Source organism: Curvibacter fontanus (assembly GCF_054780335.1).
The window spans coordinates 65,286-83,103 of sequence record NZ_BAAGWN010000005.1 but is presented as its reverse complement, the minus strand read 5'-3'; the positions used below and the strand labels follow the sequence as shown (position 1 = coordinate 83,103).

At 64.4% G+C, this 17,818-nt stretch carries 16 protein-coding genes; all 16 read right to left on the bottom strand.

The features are described from left to right. Window positions 1–162 precede the first annotated feature (162 nt). A complete protein-coding gene (locus tag ACYVH8_RS03410) occupies window positions 163–585 on the bottom strand; it encodes a BLUF domain-containing protein (protein ID WP_460487477.1) in 423 nt (140 codons plus the stop codon). A 2-nt stretch (window positions 586–587) separates the two neighbouring features. After that, a complete protein-coding gene (gene folE / locus ACYVH8_RS03405; RefSeq protein WP_460487476.1) occupies window positions 588–1,316 on the bottom strand; it encodes a GTP cyclohydrolase I in 729 nt (242 codons plus the stop codon). 78 nt (window positions 1,317–1,394) lie between these two features. Then, on the bottom strand, window positions 1,395–2,627 hold the full coding sequence (gene clsB, locus ACYVH8_RS03400) for a cardiolipin synthase ClsB (protein ID WP_460487475.1): 1,233 nt from the start codon (window positions 2,625–2,627) through the stop codon (window positions 1,395–1,397). After that, window positions 2,624–3,358, bottom strand: coding sequence for an endonuclease/exonuclease/phosphatase family protein (locus tag ACYVH8_RS03395; protein WP_460487474.1), 735 nt, complete (start codon window positions 3,356–3,358; stop codon window positions 2,624–2,626). Before ACYVH8_RS03395 ends, clsB begins: the two co-directional genes overlap by 4 nt. A gap of 4 nt (window positions 3,359–3,362) precedes the next feature. Then, window positions 3,363–3,845 (bottom strand): dihydroneopterin triphosphate diphosphatase, encoded by a 483-nt coding sequence (gene nudB / locus ACYVH8_RS03390; RefSeq protein ID WP_460487473.1) that lies wholly within the window; start codon window positions 3,843–3,845, stop codon window positions 3,363–3,365. 42 nt (window positions 3,846–3,887) lie between these two features. After that, window positions 3,888–4,805 (bottom strand): restriction endonuclease, encoded by a 918-nt coding sequence (locus ACYVH8_RS03385; protein ID WP_460487472.1) that lies wholly within the window; start codon window positions 4,803–4,805, stop codon window positions 3,888–3,890. Window positions 4,806–4,872: 67 nt separating this feature from the next. Next, window positions 4,873–6,711: an aspartate--tRNA ligase gene (gene aspS, locus ACYVH8_RS03380; RefSeq protein ID WP_460487471.1), complete on the bottom strand. Its 1,839-nt coding sequence runs from the start codon at window positions 6,709–6,711 to the stop codon at window positions 4,873–4,875. Between the two features lie 21 nt (window positions 6,712–6,732). Beyond that, window positions 6,733–7,371 (bottom strand): DUF502 domain-containing protein, encoded by a 639-nt coding sequence (locus ACYVH8_RS03375; protein WP_460487470.1) that lies wholly within the window; start codon window positions 7,369–7,371, stop codon window positions 6,733–6,735. A gap of 5 nt (window positions 7,372–7,376) precedes the next feature. Further along, entirely contained in the window at window positions 7,377–7,670 is a 294-nt protein-coding gene (locus ACYVH8_RS03370) for an FmdB family zinc ribbon protein (protein WP_460487469.1), read from the bottom strand. A 134-nt stretch (window positions 7,671–7,804) separates the two neighbouring features. Further along, window positions 7,805–9,250 (bottom strand): high affinity choline transporter 1, encoded by a 1,446-nt coding sequence (locus ACYVH8_RS03365; RefSeq protein WP_460487468.1) that lies wholly within the window; start codon window positions 9,248–9,250, stop codon window positions 7,805–7,807. A gap of 50 nt (window positions 9,251–9,300) precedes the next feature. Continuing rightward, window positions 9,301–10,866, bottom strand: coding sequence for a ubiquinone biosynthesis regulatory protein kinase UbiB (gene ubiB, locus ACYVH8_RS03360; RefSeq protein WP_460487467.1), 1,566 nt, complete (start codon window positions 10,864–10,866; stop codon window positions 9,301–9,303). 88 nt (window positions 10,867–10,954) lie between these two features. After that, window positions 10,955–11,488 carry a ubiquinone biosynthesis accessory factor UbiJ gene (locus tag ACYVH8_RS03355; RefSeq protein ID WP_460487466.1) on the bottom strand — a complete coding sequence of 178 codons (534 nt, stop codon included), beginning with the start codon at window positions 11,486–11,488 and terminating at the stop codon, window positions 10,955–10,957. 32 nt (window positions 11,489–11,520) lie between these two features. Beyond that, window positions 11,521–12,477 carry a Tim44 domain-containing protein gene (locus tag ACYVH8_RS03350; protein ID WP_460487465.1) on the bottom strand — a complete coding sequence of 319 codons (957 nt, stop codon included), beginning with the start codon at window positions 12,475–12,477 and terminating at the stop codon, window positions 11,521–11,523. Between the two features lie 60 nt (window positions 12,478–12,537). Then, window positions 12,538–13,269 carry a bifunctional demethylmenaquinone methyltransferase/2-methoxy-6-polyprenyl-1,4-benzoquinol methylase UbiE gene (gene ubiE, locus ACYVH8_RS03345; RefSeq protein ID WP_460487464.1) on the bottom strand — a complete coding sequence of 244 codons (732 nt, stop codon included), beginning with the start codon at window positions 13,267–13,269 and terminating at the stop codon, window positions 12,538–12,540. Window positions 13,270–13,271: 2 nt separating this feature from the next. Continuing rightward, window positions 13,272–13,685: a gamma-butyrobetaine hydroxylase family protein gene (locus tag ACYVH8_RS03340; RefSeq protein ID WP_460487463.1), complete on the bottom strand. Its 414-nt coding sequence runs from the start codon at window positions 13,683–13,685 to the stop codon at window positions 13,272–13,274. Between the two features lie 42 nt (window positions 13,686–13,727). After that, window positions 13,728–17,690, bottom strand: coding sequence for a DUF3683 domain-containing protein (locus ACYVH8_RS03335; protein ID WP_460487462.1), 3,963 nt, complete (start codon window positions 17,688–17,690; stop codon window positions 13,728–13,730). Between the last annotated feature and the right edge of the window lie 128 nt (window positions 17,691–17,818).

The window sequence follows — 17,818 nt, the reverse complement described above, 5'->3', positions numbered from 1 at the left end:
GGACCGCGCCTTGGCACGCCAAAACTGGCGAAGAAATCGTAGCGAGCGGTCCGAGCGCAAGGCGGACGGAGCGCAGAAACCGGAACGTACTCAGGTACGTGAGGTTTTCGAGCACCGCCCAACGCGGCGATCGGGTCGCGCAGTAGATTTATTCGCCAGTTTTTAACTGCGGCCGATGATGGAGGCCGTCGCCATCAGTTCTTCGAGCAAGGCCAGCGAGACCTTGCCGGACACAGCGTAGGGATCGAGTTCCGGCTTCTCGGAATACTTCAACAGGATCGAGGTATTGATGCGCGAGAGGTTGACCTGCCCCATGGTCCAGCCACCGAAACGCCGCTCGCTGATTTCCTCGTAATGCAGCAGCACCACGTCCTTGTGGCGCGCATCGCGCTGGATATGGCCATACAGCTCGCTGACCGCATTGCGTCCACCCTCGATGGCCTGCAGGAAGATGCCGCCGCCGTAACACAGGATGCCGGTGATGCCGCAGGTCGGGTTGTACTGGCGCGAATGCGCGAGGATGTTCTCGATGGCCTCGGCATTCGAATCGACGGCACGGCTGGCGTAAAGCAGGCGGACTAGCATGGTCAGGCTCTCTGGGGAATCAGGGACAGGAATTCTCGGCGCAGATTGGGGTCCTTGAGGAACACGCCGCGCATGACCGAGTTGATCATCTTGCTGTCCATGTCCTTGACCCCGCGCCAGGCCATGCAGTAGTGGCTGGCCTCCATGACGATGGCCAGGCCGTCGGGTTGGGTCTTTTCCTGGATCAGATCGGCCAGCTGCACCACGGCCTCTTCCTGGATCTGGGGCCGGCCCATGATCCACTCGGCCAGGCGCGCGTACTTGGACAGGCCGATGACATTGGTGTGCTCGTTGGGCATGACGCCGATCCAGATCTTGCCGATGACCGGGCAGAAGTGGTGCGAGCAGGCGCTGCGCACCGTGATCGGGCCGACAATCATCAGCTCGTTGAGGTGCTCGGCATTGGGAAACTCGGTGATGGTGGGCGCCTGCACGTAACGGCCGCGGAACACCTCGTTGACGTACATCTTGGCCACACGGCGCGCCGTGTTGTCGGTGTTGTGATCGTTGTCGGTGTCGATGACCAGGCTGTCGAGCACGTGCTGCATCTTGAGCTCGACCTCGTCGAGCATCTGCGCCAGCTCACCCGGCTCGATGTAATCGGCGATGTTGTCGTTCGCATAGAAGCGCTTGCGCGCTGCCAGCAGGCGCTCGCGGATCTTCACGGACACCGGAGTGCCCTCGTCGGCGGCGTCTGCGGGGCTCAAGGGACTCTGGCTTTTCTTCAGCATGGCCTTATGGTACCAGCGATTCGCCATCAGGGTTATCGGCCCCGGAGCCTTTGCTTTCAACCATCAAAAGCTATCAATTCAATAGCGATTACCGCTCAGGAAGACGCCCAGCCGCATCAGGGCAAAGGCCGCCCGGTCCAGCAGGCGCTGCTGCCATGGCCGGTCGGCATACTGGCTCGGGTCCACCCGGTGCCCTTCATGTTCCATGGCCCGGATCAGGCGCTCCCGCAGGTCCTGGGCGAAACGGACATCCTCCACCACCACATTGGCCTCGCGCGCCAGCAACAGGCTCAGGGGGTCCAGGTTGGAAGAGCCGATGGTGGTCCAGTGGCCGTCGATCACCGCCACCTTGGCGTGCAGGAAACTGGGCGAATACTCGTGGATTTCCATGCCCGCACCGAGCAGCACCCCGTAGACCATGCGCACGGCATGGAACTGCATGAAATACTCATAACGCCCCTGCAACAGCAGACGCACCCGGACCCCGCGCTGTGCCGCATGGATCAAGGCCAGCCTCAGCTTGCGGCCAGGGACGAAGTAGGCATTGGCGATGATGATCTCTGAACGCGCCTCGGCGATGGCCTTGCGGTAAGCCCTCTCGATGCGGCTGCGATGGCGCAGGTTGTCCCGCAGCAGCAGGGCGGCGCGCGTGCCGGACCCGCGGGCGGCGGCCATGCCGGCGGCCATCTCATCTCCGGCCTGCACGGCCAGCTTGACGGCTTCCTCCAGGTGGCGCCAGGCGGCCGGCAAATCGATCTCCCGCGCCTTGCTGCCCGCCTGCAGGCGCCACCAGAACTGCACCGTCACCTCATGCACGGCGCGCACCAGCGGACCGGTCACGCGCACCGCAAAATCGAGACGAGGCGCAGACAGGGCGCCGTGGTTGGGGTCATGCCAGTCATCCAGCACATTGATACCGCCACAAAAGGCCACGTGACCATCCACGACGCATAACTTGCGGTGCAGACGCCGCCACCGGCTTGGGATCAGCAGACCCAGCCGGCCCAGGGGCAGAAAAATCCGCCACTGGACGCCGGCAGCGTCGAAGCGCCGGCGCCATTCGAGAGGCAGCTCGGGCGTGCCCGCACCATCCATCACCAGATAAACGGCCACCCCGCGCTGCGCGGCCCGCACCAGTGCCGCGGCCACCTGCTCACCCGACGGATCCGGGTAGAAGATATAGGTCTCCATGCGGACTTCACGCACGCTCCGGTCGATCGCCTGCACCAGCGCAGGAAACAGTTCCTGGCCACCCTGCAGCAATTGCACGCGATGCCCGCTGCGCAAGGACGGCAGGTGGCGGTCCTTCATGCCGGCAACTCGAACTCGGCAATCAGCGGCAGATGGTCGGACATGCGCCACCAGACACGCCCGCGCGGCACCTCCACACTCAAGGGCCGCAGGCCGCGCACATAGACATAGTCCAGCTGGACCAGCGGCAGGCGTGCCGGGAAGGTCGGGTTCGTGGACGGCTTGAAGGTCTGCAGTCCCATGGCCGCGAAGTGGCGGTGAACACGCTCACCCCAGTCATTGAAGTCACCCGCCACGATCAGCGGCGCATCGGCGGGAATCTCGCGAGCGATATAGCTGTCCAGCTGGGCGGCCTGGCGCATGCGACTGGCGCGGATCAGACCCAGATGCACCACCACCACATGCAAGGCCATGCCATTGACCACCACCTCGCTGTGCAAAAGACCGCGCTGCTCAAACCGGTGATCGGACATGTCCTCATGCTGGTGCGACTTCACCGGCCAGCGCGACAGCATGGCGTTGCCGTGCTCGCCGTGGCGCGTGTAGGCATTGGTCCGGTAGACCGCCTCGTAGCCTTCGGGGGCCAGGAAATCGGCCTGCGGCATCTCGGGCCAGCGGCTGAAGTACTGCTCCTCGCGTCGATGTATCTTGCGCACTTCCTGCAGGCAGACGATGTCGGCGTCGAGCTGTTCCACGGCCAGCCCCAGGTTGTGGATCTCCAGGCGCCTGCGCGGGCCCAGGCCCTGCACACCCTTGTGGATGTTGTAGGTGGCGACGCGCAGGGTTTTCATGGGATTATTTTGGCAGGCTGGCCGCAGCGTGGACAAAACGCGGCAGCATCAGGCAGGCCTCGGCGTTGCTGGGCGAGGCGCAGGCTTCGGCGGCCTCGCGCCAGGGCAGCCACTGGTAGTCGGTGTGCTCGCGCGGGCTCAGCGTGATGCGGGTGCCGACCGGCACCATCAGGCCAAACAGGTGCTCGGTGTTGTGGATCACGCCGGGCTCGTAGCGGTGGCGCCAGCGCGGATAGATCTCGTAGACGTTCTCCAGGCCCCAGTCCAGCAAGGCGTGACCCGGCGCTCGCGCATCGATACCGGTCTCCTCCGCGATCTCGCGCAGGGCGGCGGCTTCGAAGGACTCCCGGAGATCGTCCTTGGCGCCCGTGACCGACTGCCAGTAGTCCTCGGCGTCAGCGCGCTTGATCAGCAGCACCTCGAGTGCCGGGGTGTGGATCACCACCAGCACGGATTGCGGAATCTTGTAGATGGGTAAATCAGCCACAGGTACAGGATGTCAATATCAATTAGACGTATCTACTCGCCATCACTCATCGTCAAAAAAATCTGAATCAATACGCTTGAGCTGATACGTAGCCGCAACGGATACACCAAGATCATGCTCAATCATCAAGTCAGACAAGCGTGCCCCGTCAATCAACACAACTCTGTACTGACTACGCTCCGCGTACTCTTTGGCATCCTGCGTGAATACCGAGGTCGTGATAAACACGCCTTTGCTGGCACGCTGACCCGCCAGTGCACCAACGAATTTCTGTATCTCGGGACGGCCAACAGAGCCATCCCATCGTTTGGCTTGCAAATAGATGGCGTCCAGTCCGAGACGATCCTCGTTGAGGATGCCATCTATCCCGCCATCACCTGATCGCCCGACGGCCCGCCCGGCCTCCTGACGACTGCCTCCATATCCCATCTTCAGCAACAACTGGATCACCAGATTCTCAAAAAATGCTGGTGAGCACCGCTTGATGCTATTGATCAGCTCTGCCGCCAACTCCCGCCGCAGAACAGCATGCGCACGCTCCAAGTCTTCCTCTGGCGTAACGCCATCCGAAGATGAGCCAGCCAAAGCAGCCGGGTCCGAAGAAGCCATCAGTTCAGAGGGCTCACTTGCATTCGCATACCCAGGTATTTTCTGAAGCAGACGCAAGTCAATCCTTTGCGGTTTTTCTGCCAAGAGCTGACGTCCGGTGGGGCTTATGAGAAACACACCTCGTCGGGGTTGCTCGATCAATCCAGCTCGCTTCAGGTAGGTTTTTGCCCACGCCAAACGGTTATAAAAAAGTGGCGCACGACCACTGGGCAGCATCTCAGCCAATTCCTCCTGGGAAAGCAAAAATTCTTTTGCAATACTTTTCGTCGCTTCCCCCATGGAGCACTCTCGACCATCGCTGATGAACTTGAGCAAGGGCAGCATCAGTGATTGAAAATCTGGAATCGCCATTTCCGCTCCCAAGTAAAAAGGGCGCTGTGATCACAGCGCCCTTTGATTCTGCACCAAGGCCTGAGACTCAGGCCGGTTTCACCGCATCCGGGTTGCGCAGGCGGATGTGCAGCTCGCGCAGCTGCTTCTCGTCCACCGGGCTCGGGGCCTGGGTCAGCAGGCACTGGGCGCGCTGAGTCTTGGGGAAGGCAATCACGTCGCGGATGGACTCGGCGCCGGTCATCAGCGTGACGATGCGGTCCAGGCCGAAGGCCAGGCCACCGTGCGGCGGGGCGCCGTACTGCAGCGCGTCCAGCAGGAAGCCGAACTTGAGCTTGGCCTCCTCAGGCGTGATCTTGAGCGCGTCGAACACCTTCTGCTGCACGTCGGCACGGTGGATACGCACGGACCCCCCGCCCATTTCCCAGCCGTTGAGCACCATGTCGTAGCCCTGCGAGATGCATTTCTCGGGCGCGGTGACCATCCAGTCTTCGTGGCCGGCCTTGGGCGCCGTGAAGGGGTGGTGCACGGCGGTATAGCGCTGGTTGTCCTCGTCGAACTCGAACATGGGGAAATCCACCACCCACATCGGCGCCCAGCGGTTTTCGAACAGGCCGTTTTTCTTGCCGAATTCGCTGTGGCCGATCTTGATGCGCAGCGCGCCGATGGCGTCGTTGACGATCTTGGCCTTGTCGGCGCCGAAGAAGATCAGGTCGCCGTCCTGGGCTCCGGTGCGCTTGAGCACTTCGCTCAGCGCGGCGTCGTGGATGTTCTTGACGATGGGCGACTGCAGGCCCGGCCACCGCGTGGCCCCTTCGGGTCCAGGGCCCTTGGCTGCTTCGTTGACGCGGATGTAGGCCAGACCCTTGGCACCGTAGATCTTGACGAACTCGGTGTAGGCGTCGATCTCGCCGCGGCTGATGCCGCCGCCTTCGACCGAACCGCCAGGCACCCGCAGGGCCACCACACGGCCGCCCACCATATTGGCCGCGCCCGAGAAGACCTTGAAGTCCACGTCCTTCATCACATCGGTGAGTTCGGTGAACTGCAGTTTCACGCGCAGGTCGGGCTTGTCCGAGCCGTACAGGTGCATGGCGTCCTGGTAGGTCATGACCGGGAACTCGCCCAGATCGACCCCGATGGTGTTCTTGAAGACCGTCGTGATCATGCCCTGGAACATGTCGCGGATGTCCTGCTCGCTCAGGAAGCTGGTCTCGATATCGATCTGCGTGAACTCGGGCTGACGGTCGGCGCGCAGGTCCTCGTCACGGAAGCACTTGGTGATCTGGTAATAACGGTCGAAACCGGCCACCATGAGCAGCTGCTTGAAGAGCTGGGGCGACTGCGGCAGCGCGAAGAACTGGCCATCGTGCACGCGGCTGGGCACCAGATAGTCGCGCGCGCCTTCGGGCGTGCTCTTGGTCAGCATGGGGGTCTCGATGTCCACGAAGCCGTTGGCGTCGAGAAACTTGCGCACCTCCATGGCCACCTTGTAACGCAGCATCAGGTTGTTCTGCATGTAGGGGCGGCGCAGGTCCAGCACGCGGTGCGTGAGGCGCGTGGTCTCGGAGAGGTTGTCCTCGTCGAGCTGGAAGGGGGGCGTGACCGAGGGGTTGAGCACGGTCAGCTCGTGGCACAGCACCTCGACCTTGCCGCTCTTGAGGCTCTCGTTGGTGGTGCCGGCCGGGCGCGCGCGCACCAGGCCCTTGACCTGGATGCAGAACTCGTTGCGCAGGTCCTCGGCCGTCTTGAACATCTCGGCGCGGTCCGGGTCGCAGACCACCTGCACATAACCTTCACGGTCGCGCAGGTCGACGAAGATCACGCCGCCATGGTCGCGCCGGCGGTTGACCCAGCCGCACAGGGTGACGGTTTGGCCCAGCAGGGCCTCGGTCACGAGACCGCAGTAATGGGAACGCATGGCCATGGGGCTTACTCTTTCAGGAATTCAGGAATGGGAAGGCTGGTCGGACTCGGCCGGTTTCTTCGCAGAGCCGGGGACGATCACGCCCATGGAAATCACATAGGTCAGCGCCTCGTCGACGTTCATGGCAAGCACGATGCAATCGCTGGCCTTGATCATCACGAAGTAGCCGCCGGTCGGGTTGGGCGTGGTCGGAACGTAAACGCTCAGGTACTCACCCGGCAGGTGGTTGACCAGGTCGCCACCGGGCGCGCCGGTCACGAAACCGATGGTCCACATGCCCTCGCGCGGCCACTGCACCAGCACGGCCTGACGGAAGGCGTTGCCCTTGTCGGAAAACAGGGTGTCGGAGACCTGCTTGACGCCGGAGTAAATGGAACGCACCACCGGAATGCGGTGCAGCAGGGCATTCCACCAGCTGAGCAACTGGTTGCCGATGATGTTGGACGTCAGGGCGCCGATGGCCAGCACCACGGCCAGGGCGAAGATCACCCCCAGGCCGGGAATGTGCAGGCCCAGCCATTGGTCGGGCTGCCAGGACGCGGGCAGGATGCGCAGGGTCTGGTCCAGCGTGGACACCACCCATTCCAGCACCCAGACCGTGATGCCCAGCGGGGCCAGCACCAGCAGGCCCGCGAACAGCCACTTGCGGAATTTGGCCATGGGCATCAAGCGCACCCGCAACCCGTGCCGCAGCTGTGGCTGGCCGGCGCAGCGGCAGCCGGGGCCTCGCTGGTCGTGGCCGCCGCAGCCGTGGTGGGGGCAGCAGCAGGGGTGGCGCCCCCGCGGAAATCGGTGGCGTACCAGCCGCTGCCCTTGAGCTGGAAGCCGGCGGCCGTGACCTGCTTGCGGAAGGTCGGCTGGCCACAGGCCGGGCAGTCGCTCAGGGTCGGGTCGGAGATCTTCTGCAGCACATCCTTGGCGGCACCGCAGGATTCACATTTGTAGGCGTAAATTGGCATGGCTCGAAGGAGGTTAAGGGGGGTCTGGCGGGTGTCAGCAAGTTGCGCCGCCCACCAGCAGCCGCGCGACCTGCGGAAAACCCGCAATTATAGGCGGCGGCCCCTTTATCAAGGCCGTCCTCCGGCCTTCCGCCTTAGCCCAGGCCGGCCAGCTTGTGGTGGCCCGCGTGCCGGTTGACGATGGCCTGGGGGCCGAGTGAGCCCACCAGCATGCCCGTCAGCGCGGACAGCACGCCCGCCAGCTGGGCCGGAAACTCCGCACCCGCCGGGGTGGCCAGGAAGATCCCCCAGGTCAACAGCCCCAGCACGATGGAGAACAGCGCCCCCTGGGTCGTGGCCCGTTTCCAGTACAGGCCGAAGGTCAGCGGGATGAAGGCGCCCACCAGGGTCACCTGGTAGGCGCCAGAGACCATTTCATAGATCGAAGTGCCCTGCATCTGGATGGCGTACAGCAGCACCAGGGCGCTGAAGACCAGCACGGTGATGCGCATGGTCTTCAATTCCTGCTTGTCACCCATATGGGGATGGAACTGACGCCAGATGTTCTCCACGAAGGTCACACTCGGCGCCAGCAGGGTGGCGGAGGCACAGGATTTGATGGCCGAGAGCAGCGCGCCAAAAAAGAGCACCTGCATGATGAAAGGCATCTTCTCCATGACCAGGGTGGGCAGCACCTTCTGTGGATCCTCCTTGATCAGGGCGTCGGCCTGCTCGGGCATGATGATCAGGGCGCTGACCACCAGGAACATGGGCACGAAGGCGAAGAGGATGTAGAGCGCCCCGCCGATGATGGCGCCGCGCGAGGCCGACTTCTCGCTGTCGGCCGACATCACGCGCTGGAACACGTCCTGCTGGGGGATGGAGCCCAGCATCATGGTGATGGCCGCGGCGAAGAAGAACACCACGTCCTTGAAACTCGGCTCGGGCAGGAAGTTGAACATGTCGCGGCTCACGGCCAGCGCCACCACCTTGTCGGCCCCACCGGCCGGGCCGCCGGCAAACACGGCCAGGATGCTCAGGCCCGCAACCAGGATGATCATCTGGATGAAGTCGGTCAGGGCCACCGACCACATGCCGCCGAACAGGGTGTAGGCCAGCACCGAGACCACACCGATCACCATGCCCACCGGGATGCTGATGGCGCCGCCCGACAGCAGATTGAACACCAGACCCAGGGCCGTGACCTGGGCCGAGACCCAGCCCAGGTAACTCAGCATGATGATGAGCGAGCAGATGATCTCCACGCTGCGGCCGTAGCGCTCGCGGAAGAAGTCACTGATGGTCAGCAGGGTCATGCGGTAGAGCTTGGCGGCGAAGAACAGGCCCACCAGGATCAGGCAGGAGCCCGCGCCGAAGGGGTCTTCCACCACGCTGCCCAGGCCGCCACCCACGAATTTGGCGGGAATGCCCAGCACCACCTCCGAGCCGAACCAGGTGGCGAAGGTGGTGGTGACGATCATGACCAGTGGCAGGCGACGTCCGGCGATGGCGAAATCGGCCGAGTTCTTGACCCGCTTGGCGGCCCACAGGCCGATGGCAATGGTCACCAGCAGGTAAACAATGACGAGGGTCAGCAGCACCTTGTATCTCCTTGGTTGCGATGGGCCAGGATTATCCCCAGAAGCGAGCCCTAGAACAGCTGGAAGCGGATCACCATCTGGACAACGATCAATCCCAGAGCAAAACCTATGCCCGCGTAGATCAGGGCCTGCAGCAGGCGGTTGGTGCGCCGCTGCTCGGTCAGCAGCTCGTCCAGCTCGCGCTTCTGGCTGCCCGCGTTGTGCTTGAGGTAGTCGTGCAGCAGGCGCGGCAGATCCGGCAGCATCTTGGCGTAGCGCGGGGCCTGGTTCTTGAGTTCCTCCAGCAGCTTGCGCGGGCCGATCTGGTCGGTCATCCACTTCTCCAGGAAGGGTTTGGCCGTGCTCCAGAGGTCCAGCTCGGGGTCGAGCTCGCGGCCCAGGCCCTCGATATTGAGCAGGGTCTTCTGCAGCAGCACCAGCTGCGGCTGGATCTCCACATGGAAACGGCGCGAGGTCTGGAACAGGCGCATGAGCACCATGCCCAGCGAGATTTCCTTGAGCGGCCGGTCGAAATAGGGTTCGCACACGGCGCGGATGGCGGACTCCAGCTCGTCCACCCGCGTGCGCGGCGGCACCCAGCCCGATTCGATGTGCAGCTCGGCCACGCGCTTGTAGTCACGCCGGAAGAAGGCCGTGAAGTTCTGCGCCAGGTACTCCTTGTCGTACTCGGTCAGCGTGCCCACGATGCCGAAGTCCAGCGAGATGTAGCGCCCGAAGGTGGTCGGATCCGTGCTGATGAAGATATTGCCCGGGTGCATGTCGGCGTGGAAAAAACCATCGCGAAAGACCTGGGTGAAGAAGATGGTGACCCCGTCGCGCGCCAGCTTTTTCATGTCCACGCCCGCCTCGCGCAGGCGCGCGGTCTGGCTGATCGGGATGCCCTTCATGCGCTCCATCACGATGACGTCGCTGTGACAGTAGTCCCAGAACATCTCGGGGATCAGCACCAGGTCCAGCCCGTCCATATTGCGGCGCAGCTGGGCGGCGCTGGCGGCTTCGCGCACCAGGTCCAGTTCGTCGTGCAGGTATTTGTCGAACTCGGCCACCACCTCGCGCGGCTTGAGGCGCCGGCCGTCGGCAGACAGGTTCTCCACCCACCCGGCCATCAGGCGCATCAGGCCCAAGTCCTTTTCGATGGCCGGCAGCATACCCGGGCGCAGCACCTTGACGGCCACCTCGCGCTCACGGCCTTCCCGGTCCTTGAGCTTGGCGAAGTGCACCTGCGCGATCGAAGCACTGGCCACCGGCACACGCTCGAATTCGCTGAAGATCTGGGCCACCGGCTTGCGGAAGGCCCGCTCGATCGTGGCCACAGCCACCTCGGAGGGGAAAGGCGGCACGCGGTCCTGCAGCTTGGCCAGCTCATCGGCGATGTCGGCCGGCAGCAGGTCACGCCGTGTGGACAGCACCTGGCCGAACTTCACGAAGATCGGGCCCAGGCGCTCCAGCGCCTCGCGCAGGCGCTGGCCGGGCGGCGCATCCAGGTTGCGGCCGATCGAGACGATGCGCGCGATCACACGCAGCCAGGGTTTCTGGAAACTGGTCAGGACCAGCCCGTCCAGACCGTAGCGCAGCACGATCCAGACGATGTAGGCGCCGCGCAGCAGGCGGGTCACAGAAGCACCTCCGCGCTTTGCGCTACGGTGCGAGCCCCCGCGCGGCCCAGGGCTGCGCCGCGCTGGCCGGGAGCGGCCGTGCGGGGGCTCATGCCCCGGCTCCACGGGCCGGCTTGAGCCATCCGCGCAGACTCTCCAGGGCACGGCGCGCAGCCTGCGCCAGGCCGTGGGCCGGCGCATCGCCGATCAGGCGGGCCAGGTCTTCCTCGACATCCCAGCGCACGTGGTCGACCAGCCAGTTGATATCGGCCGCCAGTTGGACGTCGCCTTCGATGCGCACGGCCGGTTTGTCACCGGCCAGGGCCGCCTGCACCAGCGCCAGCGGCGAGGCCTCGGTCACAGCCAAGGTCAGGTCGGACGGGGTATCGGCCGCGGCCAGGTCCAGCAGGCCGGCCGGCGTGAGCTGCAGCTTGAACTCGAATTCGCGCCAGTGGAACAGCAGCACCCGGCCCTTTTGCCGGGCCAGCCGGCCCATGGCCTCGGGTTCCTGCATCAGCACATGGTTGAGCAGCAGCACAATGCGGCGCTGCACCTCCTGTACCGCCCAGGCGGGAGGCTGCAGGGTCGTGCCTAACTTCTGGAAAACGTCTTCCAACAATGAAAAAGGGGACTGTGTTGCCATAGTCCCCGATTATTGATTAGAAGCAGGCGGGTTTATTGCAAGGCCTGAACTCCGGCCACCAGCCAGCCGCGGCTGCCATCCCGGGGTTTGACCATGTTCCAGACCTCGCGGAAGGGGCTGGGGCCGGCCTGCGGCGTCTCGCGGATCATGCCCGAGAACTCGACGCTGGCCATGTAACCGTCACCCAACTCCTCGATGCCCAGCAACTGGGCCTGCAGCATCTGCACCTCGGTCAGGTTCACGGCGCCGCCCGTGTGGGCCTCGCGCTCGGCCAGTTGGGCGCTGATCTCGGTCAGCATGTCGTCGGTCATCATGGAACGCAGGGTGCCCATGTCGGCCTGGTCCCAGGCCGCCTGCAGCAGGATGAAGTTGCTCTTGGCCGCCTTGAGGAAACCGTCGGCATCAAAACCGGCCGGGATGCTCCAGCTGCTGGGCAGCGCCGAGCCGATCACGACGCCGGAAGCGCCCTGCGCAGCAACGCTGTCGAAAGCCGTCTGGTTGCGCTCCCAGGGGCGGGCCGAGGCGTCATTGCCCACGTTTTCCGGGCGGTAGGCCGGGCCGGCCGTGGCCACTTCACCCACACCGGCTCCCTGAAAGGCGTAGCGGCCGGTGGCCGGGGTCGCCGCTCGTCGGCTGCGCATGAACCAGCCGAAGGCCATCATGGCCAGCAGCACCACGAGCGCGATCAGCATGAACTGGCCGAAGGCCTCACCCATGCCCAGGGAGCTGGCCAGCCAGGCCAGGCCCAGGCCGGCGGCCAGGCCACCGAGCATGGCGCCCCAGGGCTTCCTGGGGGCGGGGGCCGGAGCGGCTGCGGGGGCCGTCGGAGCGGGCTTGGGAGCGGCCGTGTTTTGCGCCGGCGCTGCCTCGCGCTGCGTCACATTGCTCGACTGCTTGCCGACCGATTTGCCGCCGCCCAGGCGCTTGGCCTCGACGTTGACCGCGCCGAGGGCCAGTGCCAGCGACAGGGCGAGAGACCAGAATTTCATGCTTGCTCCAAAAATACCTTGCGGGATGCAGCACCCCGAAATGAGCTCAAAAGCGGAGTGTCAGCACCTGATTCCAACATGAAGTGCCACCACACCGCCACTCATGTTGTGAAAGTCCACATGGCCGAATCCGGCTTTTTTCATCATCGCCTTGAGTTCTTCCTGGCCCGGATGCATGCGGATGGACTCGGCCAGGTAGCGGTAGCTGTCGGCGTCGCCGGCCACCAGCTTGCCCAGCTGGGGCAGGATCTTGAAGGAATACCAGTCGTAGGCCCTGGCCAGGGGCGGCGCCACTTTCGAGAATTCCAGCACCAGCAGCTTGCCGCCGGGCTTGAGCACACGGCACATCTCGGCCAGGGCCCGGTCCTTGTGCGTCATGTTGCGCAGGCCGAAAGCCACGCTGACCAGGTCGAAATGGCGGTCCGGGAAGGGCAGCTTTTCGGCATCGCAGACCACCGTGGGCAGGACCACACCGGCGTCGAGCAGGCGGTCACGGCCCACACGCAACATGGCCTCGTTGATATCGGTGTGCACCACCTGGCCGGTCTTGCCGACTTTTTTGGCAAAAGCCAGGGCCAGGTCGCCGGTGCCGCCGGCGATGTCCAGCGCGCGGTCCCCCTCCTTGAGGTTGGCCACGGTCACGGTGCAGGCCTTCCACGCGCGGTGCAGGCCCATGGACATGAGGTCGTTCATGACGTCGTATTTCGACGCCACCGAATCGAACACGCCGCGCACGCGACGCGCTTTTTCAGTCTCGTCGACCGTCTCGAATCCGAAATGGGTGCCGCTCATGGTCAATGGCTGCCGCAGGCGTGGCCGGCTTTTTCGGGCATGGGCGCGTCGCGGTCCACGCCGGCCGCTTTCAGGCGGGCCTCGTAGTCGGCCCAGAGCTGGTCCTGCTGCGAACCGAGGAAATAGAGGTAATCCCAGGAAAAGATGCCGCTGTCGTGGCCGTCCGAGAAAACGGGTTTCACGGCGTAGTTACCTACAGGCTCCAGTTCCGCCAGCTCCACGTCGCGCTTGCCAGTCTGCAGCACTTCCTGGCCCGGGCCGTGGCCCTGCACCTCCGCCGAGGGCGAGTAGATGCGCATCAGCTCGAAGGGGATGCGAAAGGTCTTGCCGTCGGAAAAGCCGACCTCCAGCACCCGCGACTTGCTGTGCACCGTGAGATCCTGCGGCGTCGGGGCGCCGGCTTGCAAACCTGCCATGAGGGTCACCTTGTCTGTTGAAACCGGATTATCCCGTCCTGCTCAGACCAGCACGCGCTCGATGCCGCCGGCATTGGCCGAGGCCACGTACTGCGGCATCCAGTCCTCGCCCAGGATCTGACGCGCCATCTCGACCACGATGTAGTCGGCCTCCAGCAGGCCGTTCTGCAGATCGTTGCCATAACGGTTCAGGCCCTGCAGGCAGCTGGGGCAGCTGGTCAGGATCTTCACGTTGTCCTTCGCACCCACCAGTCCCGCTTCGCGCAGCTCGGTTTCGCCCTTGCGGATTTCCTCTTCCTTGCGGAAGCGCACCTGGGTGGACACATCGGGGCGGGTCACGCCCAGGGTGCCGGACTCGCCGCAGCAGCGGTCGCTCTTGAGGACGTTGTCACCCACCAGCGCCTTGACTGTCTTCATCGAGTCCTGCAGCTTCATGGGGTTATGGCAGGGCTCGTGATACAGGTAGGCACTCGTTCCCTTTTGGCTTCGGCCGCTGCGCTTAACGTTCGCTTCGCTCACGTTAGCCTCCGCCGAAAGGGAATCACCCAAGGTGATTCCCTTTTCCAGCAGGTACTCATGGATGTCGATGATGCGGCAGCCCGGGAAGATCTCCTCGAACTTGTAGCCTTGCAACTGGTCGTAGCAGGTGCCGCAGCTCACCACCACGGTCTTGATGTCCAGGTAGTTCAGGGTGTTGGCCACGCGGTGGAAGAGCACGCGGTTGTCCGTGATCATCTTCTCGGCCTTGTCGAACTGCCCGCTGCCGCGCTGCGGGTAACCGCAGCAGAGGTAACCCGGCGGCAACACGGTCTGCACACCCGCATGCCAGAGCATGGCCTGGGTGGCCAGGCCCACCTGGCTGAACAGGCGCTCGGAGCCGCAGCCCGGGAAATAGAACACCGCCTCGGTCTCGGCCGTGGTGGCCTGCGGGTCGCGGATGATGGGAACGTAGTCGGCGTCCTCGATGTCCAGCAGGGCGCGCGCGGTCTTCTTGGGCAGGCCGCCGGGCATCTTCTTGTTGATGAAGTGAATGACCTGCTGCTTGATGGGCGCGGTGCCCACGGTCGCCGGAGGCTTGGCCGTCTGGCGGCGCGCCAGCGTGCGCAGCAGCTGGTTGGCCAGGCGCTGGGCCTTGAAACCCACGTCCACCATGGCCGAGCGCATGAGCTTGATAGTCTCGGGGTTGGTTGCGTTGAGGAAGAACATGGCCGCGGCATTGCCGGGACGGAAGGACTTCTGTCCCATCTTGCGCAGCAGGTTGCGCATGTTCATCGACACGTCGCCGAAGTCGATCTTGACCGGACAGGGCGAGAGGCATTTGTGGCAGACCGTGCAGTGATCGGCCACGTCCTCGAACTCCTGCCAGTGCTTGATGCTCACGCCGCGGCGGGTCTGCTCCTCGTAGAGGAAGGCCTCCACCAGCAGCGAGGTCGCCAGGATCTTGTTACGCGGGCTGTATAGCAGGTTGGCACGCGGCACGTGGGTCGAGCACACGGGTTTGCACTTGCCGCAGCGCAGGCAGTCCTTGACGCTGTCGGCGATGGCGCCGATGTCGCTCTGCTGCATGATCAGCGACTCATGGCCCATGAGGCCGAAGCTGGGCGTGTAGGCGTTGGTCAGGTCGGCCGGATGGCTGGCCTCACGCAGCAGCTTGCCGCGGTTGAAGCGGCCTTCGGGGTCGATGCGCTGCTTGTAGTCGGCAAAAGGCTTGAGCTCGGCGTCGCTGAGGAATTCGAGCTTGGTGATGCCGATGCCGTGTTCGCCCGAGATCACGCCGTCCAGTGAACGCGCCAGGGCCATGATGCGTTTGACCGCGCCGTGCGCGGCCTGCAGCATCTCGTAATCGTCGCTGTTGACGGGAATATTGGTGTGCACATTGCCGTCACCGGCGTGCATGTGCAGCGCCACCCAGACCCGGCCCTTGAGCACGCGCTGATGGATAGCCTGGCATTCGGCCAGGATGGGCGCGAAGGCACCGCCCGTGAAGATGTCCTGCAGGGGCGTGCGGATCTGCGCCTTCCAGCTGGCACGCAGGCTGTGGTCCTGCAGCTGCGGGAACAGCGTGTCCACGTCTTTCAACCAGCCCTGCCACTGGGTGCGCACCTCGCGCACGAGGGCCAGGGCCTGCGCCACGCGGTCTTCCAGCAGCTCGGCCGATGCAATCTCGCTGGCATCGTCCAGCTTGCCCAGGGGCAGGTTGCCCTCGGTGAAGAAATACTCCAGCTCGTCGGCCAGCTGGATCTTGTTGCGCAGCGACAGCTCGATATTGATGCGCTCGATGCCGTCGGTGTACTCGGCCATGCGCGGCAAGGGGATCACCACGTCTTCGTTGATCTTGAAGGCGTTGGTGTGCTTGCTGATGGCGGCCGTGCGCTTGCGATCCAGCCAGAATTTCTTGCGCGCCTCGGCGCTGATGGCAATGAAACCCTCGCCGCCGCGCGAGTTGGCAATGCGCACCACCTCGCTGGTGGCACGCGCCACGGCGTCGGTGTCGTCGCCCACGATGTCACCGATCAGCACCATCTTGGGCAGGCCGCCACGTTTGCTCTTGGTGGCGTAGCCCACAGCTTTCAGATAACGGTCGTCCAGGTGCTCCAGGCCGGCGAGCAGAACGGGGGAGGGGCCCTGTTCATTCCCTCCTGCACCACTGCGGTTCTGCAGGGAGAACATGAAGTCCTTGATCTCGACGATGCTGGGCACCGCGTTGCGCGCGTGGCCGAAGAATTCGAGGCAGACGGTACGGGTATGCGCCGGCATGCGGTGCACCACCCAGCGCGCGCTGGTGATCAGGCCGTCGCAGCCCTCCTTCTGCACGCCGGGCAGGCCGGAGAGGAACTTGTCGGTGACGTCCTTGCCCAGGCCTTCCTTGCGGAAGCTCGGGCCGGGAATGTCCAGGCGCTCGGTCTTCACCAGCTTCTTGCCGTCGGCCTCGAAGTACTTGAGTTCGAAGCTGGCGACGTCGGCGTCGTGGATCTTGCCCAGGTTGTGGCCCACACGCGTGACTTCCAGCCAGCCCGCATCGGGCGTGACCATGCGCCAGCTGGCCAGGTTGTCCAGCGCCGTGCCCCATAGCACGGCCTTCTTGCCACCCGCGTTCATGGCGATATTGCCACCCACGCAGGAGGCCTCGGCCGAGGTCGGGTCCACAGCGAAGACAAACCCCCCGCGCTCGGCGGCATCGGCCACGCGCTGGGTGACCACACCGGCTTCGGTCCAGATCGTGGGCACGGGTTGGTCCAGCCCCGGCAGTTGCACCATCTCCACTTCGGTCATGGCCTCGAGCTTCTCGGTGTTGATCACCGCGCTCTTCCACGTCAGCGGCACGGCGCCGCCGGTGTAACCCGTGCCGCCCCCGCGCGGAATGATGGTCAGGCCCAGCTCGATGCAGCCCTTGACCAGGCGCGCCATCTCGGCCTCGCTGTCGGGGGTCAGCACCACGAAGGGGTACTCGACGCGCCAGTCGGTCGCGTCCGTCACATGCGAGACACGCGACAGGCCGTCGAACTTGACGTTGTCCTTGGCGGTCAGCCGGCTGAGCGCGCGCTGGGCCTTGCGGCGCAGGGCGGCAATTTTCTGGAAAGAGGCATCAAAGGCCTCGACGGCGCGGCTGGCAGCCTCCAGCAACTCGCCCACCAGTGCGTCGCGCTGGGGGTCGGCCTGCGGCGTGCGTCGTTTCTGCACCTCGCCCAGGCGATGGTGCAGGGCATCGACCAGCAGCTGGCGACGCTTGGGGTTGTCCAGCAGGTCGTCCTGCAGATAGGGGTTGCGCTGCACCACCCAGATGTCACCGAGGACTTCATAGAGCATGCGGGCCGAGCGGCCGGTGCGGCGCTCCTCGCGCAGTTGGTTCAACACCTCCCAGGCCCGGGGGCCCAGCAGGCGGATGACGATCTCGCGGTCGGAGAAGGAGGTGTAGTTGTAGGGGATTTCGCGGATGCGCTCGTGCCCGTGCGGCGCGAGGCCGGCCGTGTCCACGAATTGAGCTAGCGGAGTCGGTGCGTTCATGGCAGTCTGGAATATCAGCCAGAACGGTACACCGGCTGAGGCGAGATGTTACCGCAGTGCAACAAAGGCCTGCAGGCAAGCGCATTGGGGCCATGCCCGCATCATGGAAACCCCGCATCCGGAGATGA